The following is a 12874-nucleotide window of genomic DNA, read 5'->3' as shown; positions in this document are numbered from 1 at the left end:
AAGAGAGGTAACACCATGACTTTCACTACTACTCCTCGTCGTCTCGCCAAACGCTTCGCTCTGGTTGCGGGTCTGAGCGTGCTGTCGGTCCAGGCCTTCGCCGGTGGCGACGCTGCGCTGTACGGCCCGACTGCTCCGAAAGGCTCGACCTTCGTACGGGTCTACAACGCCAGCAACGCTGAAGTCAGCGCCACCGTCGGCAGCACCAATCTGAGCGACGTCGCGCCACTGGCCAGCAGCGACTTCAGCTTCATGCCGGGCGGTGACTACAGCGCCAAGGTCGGCAGCCAGACCCTGCCGGTCAAACTCGCCGGTGACCATTACTACACCCTGGTGAACAACGCTTCCGGCGCGCCGCAACTGATCGAAGAACCGCCGTTCAAGAACAAGCAGAAGTCCCTGGTGCGCGTGCAGAACCTCAGCGACAAACCGCTGACCCTGAAGACCGCCGACGGCAAGACCGAGGTGGTGCCGAACGTGGCAGCCAAGGGCCGTGGCGAGCGTGAAATCAACCCGGTGAAAGTCAGCCTGGCGCTGTACGAAGGCGACAAGAAAGTCGGCGACGTGAAACCGGTCGCCCTGGAGCGCGGTGAGGCAGCGGTGCTGTACGTCACCGGCAACGGCAACAACCTGTCGCCAGTCTGGGTGAAACGCCCGGTGTCGACTCGCTAACAAATTCTCCGAACTGAACCGGCTCCCTGTGGGAGCTGGCTTTCCAGCTCCCACAGGGACCGAGGTGAGAGTTCGGATACGAGACAAAAACAAGAGTGAAACGACACAGCGTTCGTGCCTCTAACCAATCGATTTTATGGAGTAAACAATATGATTCCGGTGATCTTGTCAGGTGGTAGCGGCTCACGTCTTTGGCCGCTTTCGCGTAAGCAGTTTCCCAAGCAGTTCCTCGCCCTGACCGGCGAACACACACTGTTCCAGCAAACCCTCGAGCGTCTGGTGTTCGAAGGCATGGACACCCCGATCGTGGTCTGCAACAAGGATCACCGCTTCATCGTCAACGAGCAGTTGGCCAGCCGCAACCTGGAATGCCAGCGGATCCTGATGGAACCGTTCGGTCGCAACACCGCACCGGCCGTGGCCCTGACCGCGATGATGCTGGTCAATGAAGGTCGCGACGAACTGATGCTGGTGCTGCCGGCCGACCACGTTCTGGAGGACCAGAAAGCCCTGCAACGTGCTCTGGCGCTGGCGACTGTCGCCGCCGAAAACGGCGAGATGGTGCTGTTCGGCGTGCCGGCCACCAAACCGGAAACCGGTTACGGCTACATCAAGTCCACCGGTGATTCGCTGCTGCCGGAAGGCGTCAGCCGCGTCTCGCACTTCGTGGAAAAACCCGACGTCAAACGCGCCACCGAGTACGTTGAGTCCGGCGGTTACTACTGGAACAGCGGCATGTTCCTGTTCCGCGCCAGCCGCTTCCTCGAAGAACTGAAAAAGCATGATCCGGACATCTACGACACCTGCCTGCTGACCCTCGAGCGCAGCCAGCAGGATGCCGATACCGTCACCCTGGACGAAGCCACCTTCGCCTGCTGCCCGGACAACTCCATCGACTATTCCGTGATGGAAAAAACCCAGCGCGCCTGCGTGGTACCGCTGACCGCCGGCTGGAGTGATGTCGGTTGCTGGTCGTCGCTGTGGGAGGTCAACGAGAAGGACGCCAACGGCAACGTCAGCAAGGGCGATGTGGTGATCCAGGACAGCAAGAACTGCATGATCCACGGCAACGGCAAACTGGTGTCGGTGATCGGTCTGGAAAACATCGTGGTGGTCGAAACCAAGGACGCCATGATGATCGCCCACAAGGACAAGGTCCAGGGCGTCAAGCAGATGGTCAACACCCTCAACGCTCAGGGCCGCAGCGAAACCCAGAACCACTGCGAGGTGTACCGTCCGTGGGGCTCGTACGACTCGGTGGACATGGGCGGCCGCTTCCAGGTCAAGCACATCTCGGTCAAGCCGGGCGCGTGCCTGTCACTGCAGATGCACCACCACCGCGCCGAACACTGGATCGTGGTCAGTGGCACCGCCGAAGTGACCTGCGACGAGAACGTGTTTCTGCTCACTGAAAACCAGTCGACCTACATCCCGATCGCCTCGGTGCATCGCCTGCGCAACCCGGGCAAGATCCCGCTGGAAATCATCGAAGTCCAGTCGGGCTCGTACCTGGGTGAAGACGACATCGAACGCTTCGAAGATATCTACGGTCGCTCGACTCCGGTCGAACGCGGCGTGTCGGTGAAAACCATCGCGCAATAATCATTGAGCAAAACAGGAAGCCCCCGTCCAGCCCGCTGCGTCCCCTATCCGCAGTGGGTTGGGCGGGGGCTTTTTACTGACGCTCATAAAGCGCTGGAGGTACGGGCCTGAACTTTTTTGTGCCATGTACTGACGGTTACCGATCCGGGAATTTTGATTTCAAGTGTTCCGTGGAATGACTTGTCGAGACTGTCCAGCATTGTCCGTGCATTCATTCTTCCCATCTGCACCGGACTGATTTTCGAATGGCTTAGCAGCAATGCCTTCAAGTCTTTCAATCGGCCTTTAATCATGGGAACTGCGCTCAAGTCGGATGAGTGCTTCGGATCAAGCACATCCGGAGAAGCAAAAAACTCCAGGCTGTCGTAGCTGTCACCAAAGGCGTTCCTGAGTGCGTTTTCGTCGTCAAGGTCATACTCTGCGAAATGTGTCTTGCCCGCGAGAAACCTACGCTCGTTCACCTCTCCGTTTATGGATAGAAGAAAGAAGGTAAACCCCATATTCCCGGCCTTGGTCCAGTCCTTTTCGCTGGTATTGCCACCTTTCCCCCCCAACACCATCGTTTTGCTGTTGACCAGAGAAAAGTTTGACTTGATCTCCATGTGTGACGGCGCCGCGCCCTTCGTCGCGAAGTTGTAAGAGTAATGACGCAGGGTAAATTTCAACTCTTTGGTCTTTTCGAGCACCGCGGTTGGTACCTTCGTTGTTTGGAACTTGAGCTTGCCCCCAGTAATTTCGTTCATCATGGTGTAGGGCTTCACTCTGTCCGTGTCGCTGTAATTGTCCTTGTACGATTCAAATATCTCGATTGCCGTACGCACTGCCGATTTGGAATTCGACTCCTCTCCCTGCTCGTCAAAAAACGTCAAAGGGTTGTTGCGCACCATCCGGAAAAGATTAGGGCCATCGGCCTTTATGCCCGCCGGATCCGGACTGGCCCAGCGCTGCAGCCAGGGTACGTAATAGCGATAACCGTAGTAGCACAGCCTGGTCGCGTCACGCTCCTTGCCCGAGTAACGCACGAATTTGTAACTGTGTTCGCCGTCCTGCCAGGCGGTTGTACCGAAAGGGTGGAAACGCTCCTGACTGATGATCGCGCCGTCGTCGGCGGTTTCCAGGCTGATGGACCCCAAATGATCGGCACATCCGTATCGATACCGATCGTTGACGCTCGCGGGTGGCGCACTTTCCCAGTGCAGTACTCGAACGCTGTTGAGCCCACCCTCGACGGTGATGACCTGCAACCGCTCGCCTGTGCCGTTATCGCTGCGCAACTCCAATCCCGGCAAATAGCGCACTTCGGCAACCACGGTGCGTGCGTTGGTCTTTAATGAGCGGATCTTGCGCACTCGCTGGCCGTCATCGCCGTAGAGATAGACCTCCTGGTCACTCTCACCGGAGGCACGCTCCACCGGGCTCACCGATTGCAGTCGATTGCTCAGGTTCCAGCTCAGCAATTGACCAGGCTCCAACTGCAGCAAATTTCCCCTGAGATCGAATGCCGCCTTGATTTGCTCCTCAGTGGGTGGCGTGACGTCATACGAAAGACTGCGGTTGCTGTACCGCGCTGGCTTCAGGTTGCGTCCATGGCCTTGTGGGCCAAAGTGAATCAATTCGCACAGATTGCCGCTGGCGTCATATTTGTAAGTCTGCCGATAGTTGCTGACCGCCGCCGGATCGACGCGTCCTATCGATTGCGGGCCCTGACTGACACTGCCAGCCTCCCAACCGGACGCCATGATCAACTGAGACAGGCTGTCGTAGACAAACCAGCTGACCGGCTCTATCCGCTGATTGGCGAAATAGCGGATCGGCAGCGCCTTGTCTTCGATGCTCAAGACATTGCCCATCCGGTCATAGCTATAAATCCGGTGTTGCAGTACTCGGCTGGCGGCATCTTCATCACGGCGAACCGTCAGGCGACCGTCCTGCGGACGATACGTCAGCGTGGCCACCACCCCGTTGCCGGCCGTTTCCCGCTCGATGCTGCCATCCGCGCCGTAGCGGATGTCACTGACCAGCGTCTGCTCGCGCTGGCCCTTCAACTGCAACCGACGCTCATGCAAGCGGCCATCGACCGTCAGCGCGAAAACATGCCGGTTATCCCTGGGGTCGGTCTGTTCCAGCACATCGCCCTGTGCACCGAAGCGCCGTCGGGTCGTCGCCCCCGCTCCGGGTTCAAGCAAGGCCGACCGATCTTCCTCCCGCTCCGGCCAGTCAGGTGCCAGCGGTTCCAGCGTGAAGTGGCGGATGTCTTCGGTGCAGGGGCCGCTGATTGCAAACGCATTGAACAGCACGCTGCCCGCCGGATGATCATGACGAATCAGCTGCCCGAACTGGTTTCGCGACTGATCCCCGCTGCCGGGATGACCGTAGGTCAGGCGCTCGACACAACGCCGAGGCACGCCTGTTCCTTCTTCGAATATCGCAACGGGGCGCAGCAAACTGTCGTGTTCAATCTCGCGCTGCGTCTGACGGCTGTCCCAACGGAACAGCGTTTGTGCGGCGAGTCCCTTCAACTCGATTTGCGTACCGGCATCGACGCTGTCCGAGCGAATCACCGTGGCGTCCAGGGTAAACACCTGCTTCAGGTTGGCCGGCGTCAGCGGATTGCCGGCCTGCGACAGCCAAAGTCGCGGGTCCCACTGTTTCACCGCACGCCCCGCAGCGTCATGCAGGGTGCGGTTGATCCGGGACTCGACCGGTCCGTCCTCGATGTCTCGGCAATAGTCGACCGTGCGCACCGGCAAGCCGCGCGGGTCGATCACAGACATCCTCGGCGTATTGATGTGCAAGCTCATGGAGCGCGCTTCCCCGCAATCGGCATTCGGTGTGCCTCTGGCATCACAGCAAGCTCAGCGCTGTTTCGGCTACTGTCGGAAATTACAGTCCCGACCAACGGCACCTACGCGCAACAAGCATTGAGCAAAACAGGAGGCCCCCGTCCCGCCCGCTGCGTTCCCTATCCGCAGTGGGTGGGGCGGGGGCTTTTTTTAATTCACTTTTCTGGCTCCCAGTCTTCGGGCGATAGCCGCTGATCGCGGATTGACCGCCGCCGTTCTGACTTTTTGAACCTTGTGCGTGCTCACCATCCTGGCCAGCGACTTGACAGTCAGGTAGGTCCCAATGCCACGCAATTTGAAAGGTCGGACGGCCCCGGTGGCCTCGGCCGATTCACCCAGGAAGTTGTCCACGCCCGGCTGCGACAGTGGGTGCGCAAGTACGTTGCTCACATGAACCGTGCTTTCTCCCCCCTTTTTTGACACGACACTCAACTCGGCGATGCCGTAAATCACTTTGTCCTGACCCTTCTTTTCGACATCGTCGCGATTGATCAATGCGAAGAAGTGCTTGGTGACCGTTTGTTCTTCCGATACACGCGGTTCGCTTGAGTACTTCAGGGACGAGGATGTGATCTCGGCGATCTCTTTTCCCAATTCAAAGTTTTGCGCCACGCTGATATTCATGCTCTGCGGATCTTCTTGCCGCAACGAGTCGTGGTACATCTCACGGTACTGGCGCCGAAACTTCCTCAGGTGACTCAACAGTTCGCCCTTACTCACGGAAAACTCGGGGCCCTCGCCGACTTCAACCAGTTTGAAATCAGCAGACTTGCTGTATCGCCCCTCTGCCGGGTCAAGCTTGGACACATGTGCTTGAAGGGAAAGCAGCTTGAAGGCCAATCTCACTCGAATGCCCACCTCCGCTTCGTAGGTTCCGGTCTCGGCTTGCAGCCCCAGCGCGTCTCTCATCGTGAGCGGATTGTTGCGAACCATCCGGTACAGATTCAGTCCGTCGACGTCCCCTGCAGGATCAGGATTCAGCCAGTGCTGTAACCAAGGGATGTAGTAGCGATAACGGTAGTAATCAAGCCCGCTGGCATCGCGCTCCTTGCCCGAGTAACGGATGTATTTGTAGCTGAATTCGCCATCCTGCCAGGCACTGGTACCAAAAGGGTGAAACGTTTCCCGGCTGATCATCGCACCGTCATCGGCGGTTTCCAGAGTGATCGAACCCAGGTGGTCGTCGTGTTGGTATCGATACCGATTGTTGCTGCCCGAGGGTGGCGGGCTCTCCCAATGCAAGACCCGGACACCGCCGGCGACGATGACCTGCAGCCGTTCGCCAACTCCGTTGTCGGTGCGCAGTTCCAGCCCGGGCAAATAGCGCACTTCGGCAATCAGGGTGCGGGCACCGGTCTGCAAGGAACGGATCTTGCGCACTCGCTGGCGACTGCCGTCGTAGAGATAGGTCTCGCTGTCATTGTCACCACTGGCACGTTCCACCGGGCTGACCGATTGCAGTTCGTTGCGCAGGTTCCAGCTCAGCATCCGTCCCGGTTCCAGCTGAGTCTGGTTGCCTCTGGTGTCGTAGCCGGCTTCGATTTCGGGATCGCCGGGAATTGCGCCTTCGTAAAGCAGGGTACGGTTGCTGTAGCGCGCGGCTTGCAGTTTGCGTCCGTGGCTCTGTGGCCCGACATGAATCAGATTGAGCAGGTTGCCGCTCCAATCATATTTGTAATCCTGCTGATACTTGCTGACCGCTGCCGGATCGACGCGTCCTATCGATTGCGGGCCCCGACTGGCACGCCCGGCCTCCCACCCGGACGCCATGATCAATTGGTAGAGACTGTCGTAGGCCAGGCACCTGACCGGCTCTATACGCTGATTGGCGAAGTAACGGATCGGCATTGCCTTGTCTTCAATGCGCAGGACATTGCCCATCCTGTCGTATTCATAAATCAGGCGCTGCAGCACGAGACCGCGAGCGTCTTCGGTCCGCAGGCACAACAGACGATCGTCTTCGGGGCGATAGGTCCGGGTGGTGTGCACACCGTTGCCGGCGGTTTGCTGCGTGACATTGCCTTGCGCGTCATAGCGGACGTCAGTGACCAGAATCTGCTCACGCTCCCCCTTCAACTGCAGTCGGTGTTCGCGCAAGCGGCCATCGACGTTCAGCTCGAACGTATGCCGATTGTCTCGCGCATCTGTCTGTCCCAGCACATCGCCCAACGCACCATGGCGCCACCGCGATGTTGCACCAACGCCTGGCTCCAGCAGCCGAAGACGATCCGCCTCCCGCTCCGGCCAGTCAGGTGCCAGCGGTTCCAGCGTGAAGTGGCGGATGTCTTCGGTGCAGGGGCCGCTGATTGCAAACGCATTGAACAGCACGCTGCCCGCCGGATGATCATGACGAATCAGCTGCCCGAACTGGTTTCGCGACTGATCCCCGCTGCCGGGATGACCGTAGGTCAGGCGCTCGACACAACGCCGAGGCTCACCTGCCCCCTGTTCGAATATCGCGACGGGGCGCAGCAAATTGTCGTGTTCGATCTCGCGTTGCGTCTGACGGCTGTCCAAACTGAACAGCGTTTGTGCGGCGAATCCCTTCAGCTCGACTTGCGTGCCGGCATCGACGCTGTCCGAGCGAATCACCGTGGCGTCCAGGGTAAACACCTGCTTCAGGTTGGCCGGCGTCAGCGGATTGCCGGCCTGCGACAGCCAAAGTCGCGGGTCCCACTGTTTCACCGCACGCCCCGCAGCGTCATGCAGGGTGCGGTTGATCCGGGACTCGACCGGTCCGTCCTCGATGTCTCGGCAATAGTCGACCGTGCGCACCGGCAAGCCGCGCGGGTCGATCACAGACATCCTCGGCGTATTGATGTGCAAGCTCATGGAGCGCGCTTCCCCGCAATTGGCATTCGGTGTGCCTCTGGCATCACAGCAAGCTCAGCGCTGTTTCGGCTACTGTCGGAAATGCCAGTCCCGACCAACGGCACCTGCGCGCAATCCGTGAATGTCCATTCCCGCGCCCCTTCGGTAGGATGGTCATCACGAGTTCAAGGAGTGTTAGAACATGTTCATCGGCGTCTTGCTGGTCATCACCTGGCTGATCCTGCTGTTGCGCTACCCGGCCAAGGCCTTGCCGGTGTCGATGGCCGCCGCTGTCGGCCTGGGGCTGGTGGCGATGTGGGTGGTGTGGCTGGACAACCGCGAGGTCAAGCAACTGGCGCGCCTTGAACTGCGCATCGTTTATGCCCCCGAACACTGCCCCGCCGACCGTCCGCTGTTGCTCAAGTTGAACAATGGCAACGACGTGCCGCTGACCGAACTGCGCTGGCGCATTGCCGCGTACGCGCCGGGCGATACCGTGAACCTGGCCGACAATCAATACGCCGCCCCACGCTATCGCGGCCCAGGCGAATTGCAGGCGGGCGGCAACTGGGAAGACTGCCTGCCGATGCCGCCGTTGCGCCCCGGTTATCGCCCGCAAACCCTGGAGTTTCGCGCCGAGCGCCTGCAGGGCAGTTTCTCCGACTGATCCCCCCTCCCACTGTTTTGCACAAGGAATGCGCCATGCCCGTTGCGTTGATTACCGGTTGTTCCAGCGGCATCGGCCGCGCCCTCGCCGATGCCTTCAAAAGTGCCGGCTACGAGGTCTGGGCCAGTGCACGCAAAGTTGAAGATGTCGCGACACTCGGCGCTGCCGGATTTACCGCCGTGCAGCTCGACGTCAATGACAATGCCGCGCTGGAACAACTCGCCGAGCGAATCAATCAGCAACACGGCGGCCTCGATGTGCTGATCAACAATGCCGGTTACGGCGCCATGGGGCCGCTGCTCGACGGCGGTGTTTCAGCCATGCAGCGCCAGTTCGAAACCAACGTGTTTTCGATTGTCGGCGTGACCCGTGCGCTGTTCCCGGTGCTGCGCCGGGCCAAAGGCCTGGTGGTGAATGTCGGCAGTGTTTCCGGCGTGCTGGTCACGCCATTTGCCGGCGCCTATTGCGCCTCGAAAGCGGCGGTGCATGCGTTGAGCGATGCGTTGCGCATGGAGCTGGCGCCGTTCGGAATTCGCGTGATGGAAGTACAGCCGGGGGCGATTCAGTCCAGTTTCGCCAAGAATGCCGGGCATGAGGCAGAACAACTGATCAACGAACAATCGCCGTGGTTTCCGTTGCGCGAAGGCATCCGGGCGCGGGCCAAAGCGTCCCAGGACAAACCGACGCCAGCCAGCGAATTTGCCGCCGAATTGCTCAAGGCTGTGCAGCAGAGCAAGCCACCGCGACTGATCCGCATCGGCAATGGCAGTCGGGCGCTGCCGCTGCTGGCAACGCTGTTACCCAAAGGCTTGCTGGAATCGACGTTGATGAAGCGCTTCGGCTTGCGCGGGAAGCTCTGAGATCGCGTCAGCCCCGTCGCGGGCAAGCCACGCTCCCACAGGTTTAGCGGTGCACTCAGATATTCAGTGCGACACAAAAGCCTGTGTGGCGAGCTTGCTCGCAAATGGCTACGACGCGGTCTGTCAGTTATCCACAACGTCCTGCTTCACCACAACGGTGCAGGTAATCCCCGCCGCCAGCAGCACCCCTTCCGGCACTTCATCAATGTGAATCCGCACCGGCACTCGCTGAGCCAGGCGCACCCAGTTGAAGGTCGGGTTCACATCGGCGATCAGTTCGCGGCTTTCCGGGTTGTCGCGGTCGTAGATGCCGCGGGAGATGCTTTCCACGTGACCCTTGAGGACTTCGCCGCTCATCAGTTGCATATCCGCCTTATCGCCGACCCGCACGTGAGGCAGTTTGGTCTCTTCGAAGAAGCCATAGACCCAGAAAGAGTTCATGTCGACCACGGCCATTTTCGCTTCGCCGATGCGGGCGTAGTCGCCGCGATGCACGTTAAGGTTTGTCACGTAGCCGTCCACCGCCGCCCGCACTTCGGTGCGTTTGAGGTTGAGTTCGGCGGCTTCCAGTTGGGCCTGGGCCTGTTGGTAATCGGCCAGTGCGGAGTCGGCGATGTTGCTGGCGTCGTCGCGGTTTTCCTTGGAGATCACCAGGTTGTCGAGGTCGGCGCGGCGATGGGCGTTGACCTTGCGCATCTCCCACGTGGCCTTGCGCGAAGCCACCAGCGACTGCGCCTGTTTCACCGCCAGGCGATAGTGCTCGGGGTCGATTTGCATCAGCAGATCACCTTTCTTCACCAACTGGTTGTCACGTACCGGCACGTCCACCACTTCACCGGTGACGTCGGCGGCGACGTTGATGATGTCGGCGCGCACACGGCCGTCGCGGGTCCACGGGGTGTTCATGTAGTGCTCCCACAACGTGCGGCCGATCCACAGCGCCAGGGCCAGCACCAGCAGGGTCGCGAGCAGGCTGAAAAACTTTTTCATCGGGACAATTCTCAGACTCAACGGTAGACAGTCAGCGCCATCGCGCCGAACAGACAGGTAAACAGGCTCAGGCGCAGCAGCGCCGGGTGCCAAAAGAAGCGGTACAGATCGAACCCCGACAGAAACCGGTCCAGCGCCCAGGCAAGTGCCGCGGCGACGAAAAACATCAGGGTCATGGTCGGCATGTACACGCCGTGGAAGGCGATTTCACGAGGCATGGGCAAGTCCTTCGGGCTTGGCGATGGCATAGGCGGCAAGGGGTGATTGCGGGTCGAGCAACGAGGTGCGGATGAAGTGCAGGTAGCTTTTCACCCGCCGCAGTGCCGAGGTATCGAAGTGCGGTGCGAACGGTTCGTCAGTGGCGGCGACCCGACTGATGGCGTGATCGACCGCCACCAGTGCGCGTTCCAGATTGCTCGAATTCGGTTGCAGGAACAGCCGCACCAGCGAGCGCCCCATGACCCTGATCGCCTGACGCCATGGCTGGGATTCGGCATACGCCGGATGCACCGGCAGGATCGCCTGTTCCTTGCGCAGCTCGATAATCGCGTGGCCGACTTCCAGCACCACGAACATCCAGCGCAGCAGGTTCTTCTGCACCAACGGCTGACCCGCCGCCAGCCCATAGGCCTGATGCATCAGGTCGCGGGTACGGCTTTCGAAACTCGACGCCAGCCCCTTGAGTTTGCCGCTGATCGCGTACACCACTTGCCCGCGCAGGTCCTGCTCCAGGCGCTGCCACAACCAGCGGCTGTTCGGCGGCAGAATGATCGCCCCCGCCGCCGCGCAGACCAGCATGCCCATGACCATGGCGATGTAGTCGTTGATGAAGGTGTAGGGGTTGTAGATCGTCAGGTTGTCCGGCACCGAACCGGTACTGAAAAAAATCAGCAGGCCGAGACCGACACCGGCGTATTGCGGCCGCGAGGTGAGGAACGAGCCGAGCACGATCACCGGCGCGAGCATCACGCACAGCAGCGGGAAGCCATCGATCCACGGGAAGATGAAAAACATCTCGACGAAGCCGATCAGCGCTCCGAGGAACGTGCCGCAGGCCATCTGGAACGCCATGCGTTTCGGGTTCGGCGTCGCCGCCGACAGGCCCACGGTGGCGGCGGCGATCAGGGTCATGGTCGCGCCGCTCGGCCACGCGGTGGCGACCCAGTAACTGCCGAGCACGATCAGAATGAATGACGCGCGAATCCCTGAAGCCGCTGCGGCCCACCAACTGGTTTGCGGTGTGAACGGCTCGTCCCAGCGCTCGCGTTCGTGGCGGTGATCGGCCAGCGACGCGTGGGTCTGTGCATAACTGTGCAGGTCATCGACGAAGCGATAGAGCAGTTCATACGCGGTGTGGAAATCCAGTTGCTCGGCGTCGCTCGGCTCGCTCTCCTGAAAGATCGCCCGCAGGCTGCGCACTCGCGCCGGCAAGGCTTCCTTGTAGACAGCGAGCGCCTGCACCAGACGCGCCGCGTCCGGGCTGGTCAGGGCGCGGCCGCTGAAGCCGTCGAGCACTTCGGCCAGATCCTGCAGACCCGGTTTGATCGCCGCTTCCACATGGTCGGCACCGTTGCGGCGCAGGCGCTCGAGCAACTGGTGCAGGGCGTTGAACCGGGTGGTAATGCCCATGAACTCGCTGTTCAGGCGACTGAGGCGACCGTTGCGCCGGCGCATGTGCGGGTCTTCGAACACGGTCACGCTGCGCAGCCCTTCCAGCCCCACCGCTTCGGCGATGAAGCGCACGTTGCTGGCCTCGAACGACTCCGGCTTGCTGCGTCCGCGCAGGCCATCGGTGACGAACAACGCGAACACACCAAAGCGCTGATACAAGGCGTTGCGCATCGCGGCGCTGGCGGTTTGCGGCAGGATCGCGGCGCTGACCAGGGTCGAGCAGAGGATCCCCAGCGAGATCTCCAGCACCCGCCACACCGCCGCCATGAACGCACCGTCGGGATGGGCGAGCGCCGGCAAACCGACCATCGCCGCCGTGTAGCCGGCCAGCACAAAACCGTAGGCGCGGAAGTTGCGGCAACGGGCGGCGCCGGCCGAGCAGATGCCGACCCAGATCGCCAGCGATCCGAGGAACAGTTCAGTGTTCTGGGCGAACAGCGAAATCAGCGTGACCATCATCGCCGACCCGGCCAGGGTGCCGAGGAAGCGATAGAAGCTCTTGGCGAACACCTGGCCGCTCTGCGGCTGCATGACGATGAATACGGTGATCATCGCCGTGCGCGGTTGCGGCAGTTCCATGCGCATCGCCAGCCACAGGGTCAGGAATGCGGCAATCAACACCTTGAAGATGTAGACCCAGGTCACGCCGTCGCTGCGCGCCCAGTCGAAGAAACCCCGGCGCCATTCCAGGGAGTAGAGCCAGCGCAAAGGTGCGGGCAAGGGAGTCATTTGGTCGTGCTCAAAAATTCAGTCGAACC

The 12874-nt window shown here is 60.7% G+C and carries 9 protein-coding genes; 4 read left to right on the top strand and 5 right to left on the bottom strand.

Annotated elements, in window-relative coordinates:
* The first annotated feature begins 15 nt into the window (after positions 1-15).
* Together CAF77_RS13030 and CAF77_RS13025 are read left to right on the top strand one after the other, a co-directional pair.
* A complete protein-coding gene (locus CAF77_RS13030; RefSeq protein ID WP_064382464.1) occupies positions 16-672 on the top strand; it encodes an alginate O-acetyltransferase AlgF in 657 nt (218 codons plus the stop codon).
* Between the two features lie 150 nt (positions 673-822).
* Entirely contained in the window at positions 823-2274 is a 1452-nt protein-coding gene (locus CAF77_RS13025; RefSeq protein ID WP_064382465.1) for a mannose-1-phosphate guanylyltransferase/mannose-6-phosphate isomerase, read from the top strand.
* 83 nt (positions 2275-2357) lie between these two features.
* Here the strand turns inward: CAF77_RS13025 and CAF77_RS13020 are convergent, their stop codons facing one another.
* Positions 2358-5075 carry an RHS repeat domain-containing protein gene (locus CAF77_RS13020; protein ID WP_064382466.1) on the bottom strand — a complete coding sequence of 906 codons (2718 nt, stop codon included), beginning with the start codon at positions 5073-5075 and terminating at the stop codon, positions 2358-2360.
* 192 nt (positions 5076-5267) lie between these two features.
* A complete protein-coding gene (locus CAF77_RS13015; protein ID WP_085654664.1) occupies positions 5268-7949 on the bottom strand; it encodes an RHS repeat domain-containing protein in 2682 nt (893 codons plus the stop codon).
* Positions 7950-8130: 181 nt separating this feature from the next.
* Between CAF77_RS13015 and CAF77_RS13010 the strand changes: the two genes are divergently transcribed.
* Both CAF77_RS13010 and CAF77_RS13005 read left to right on the top strand, forming a co-directional pair.
* Positions 8131-8595 (top strand): hypothetical protein, encoded by a 465-nt coding sequence (locus tag CAF77_RS13010; RefSeq protein ID WP_064382468.1) that lies wholly within the window; start codon positions 8131-8133, stop codon positions 8593-8595.
* Positions 8596-8630: 35 nt separating this feature from the next.
* Complete coding sequence (locus CAF77_RS13005; protein ID WP_064382469.1) at positions 8631-9455, top strand: SDR family oxidoreductase; 825 nt, start codon at positions 8631-8633, stop codon at positions 9453-9455.
* Positions 9456-9578: 123 nt separating this feature from the next.
* Here CAF77_RS13005 and CAF77_RS13000 read toward each other — a convergent pair whose 3' ends face one another.
* The 3 genes from CAF77_RS13000 to CAF77_RS12990 are packed head-to-tail and all read right to left on the bottom strand — an operon-like array spanning position 9579 to position 12845.
* Positions 9579-10445 (bottom strand): HlyD family secretion protein, encoded by an 867-nt coding sequence (locus CAF77_RS13000; RefSeq protein ID WP_064382470.1) that lies wholly within the window; start codon positions 10443-10445, stop codon positions 9579-9581.
* Between the two features lie 17 nt (positions 10446-10462).
* Positions 10463-10663 (bottom strand): DUF1656 domain-containing protein, encoded by a 201-nt coding sequence (locus CAF77_RS12995; protein ID WP_003221811.1) that lies wholly within the window; start codon positions 10661-10663, stop codon positions 10463-10465.
* Positions 10653-12845 carry an FUSC family protein gene (locus tag CAF77_RS12990; RefSeq protein WP_085654662.1) on the bottom strand — a complete coding sequence of 731 codons (2193 nt, stop codon included), beginning with the start codon at positions 12843-12845 and terminating at the stop codon, positions 10653-10655. The genes CAF77_RS12995 and CAF77_RS12990 overlap by 11 nt, the downstream gene beginning before the upstream one ends.
* Positions 12846-12874: the final 29 nt, after the last annotated feature.

The sequence above is a fragment of the Pseudomonas sp. R15(2017) genome (assembly GCF_002112685.1).
In the GTDB taxonomy this organism is placed as follows: Bacteria; Pseudomonadota; Gammaproteobacteria; order Pseudomonadales; family Pseudomonadaceae; genus Aquipseudomonas; species Aquipseudomonas glycinae.
The sequence above is the reverse complement of the archived record's forward strand: the minus strand, read 5'-3'. Positions and strand labels throughout refer to the sequence as shown.

Coding starts and splice junctions, on each gene's coding strand:
- CAF77_RS13030 (WP_064382464.1), top strand. CDS start 16: ATGACTTTCACTACTACTCCTCGTCGTCTCGCCAAACGCTTCGCTCTG.
- CAF77_RS12995 (WP_003221811.1), bottom strand. CDS start 10,663: ATGCCTCGTGAAATCGCCTTCCACGGCGTGTACATGCCGACCATGACC.
- CAF77_RS13015 (WP_085654664.1), bottom strand. CDS start 7,949: ATGAGCTTGCACATCAATACGCCGAGGATGTCTGTGATCGACCCGCGC.
- CAF77_RS12990 (WP_085654662.1), bottom strand. CDS start 12,845: ATGACTCCCTTGCCCGCACCTTTGCGCTGGCTCTACTCCCTGGAATGG.
- CAF77_RS13025 (WP_064382465.1), top strand. CDS start 823: ATGATTCCGGTGATCTTGTCAGGTGGTAGCGGCTCACGTCTTTGGCCG.
- CAF77_RS13010 (WP_064382468.1), top strand. CDS start 8,131: ATGTTCATCGGCGTCTTGCTGGTCATCACCTGGCTGATCCTGCTGTTG.
- CAF77_RS13000 (WP_064382470.1), bottom strand. CDS start 10,445: ATGAAAAAGTTTTTCAGCCTGCTCGCGACCCTGCTGGTGCTGGCCCTG.
- CAF77_RS13020 (WP_064382466.1), bottom strand. CDS start 5,075: ATGAGCTTGCACATCAATACGCCGAGGATGTCTGTGATCGACCCGCGC.
- CAF77_RS13005 (WP_064382469.1), top strand. CDS start 8,631: ATGCCCGTTGCGTTGATTACCGGTTGTTCCAGCGGCATCGGCCGCGCC.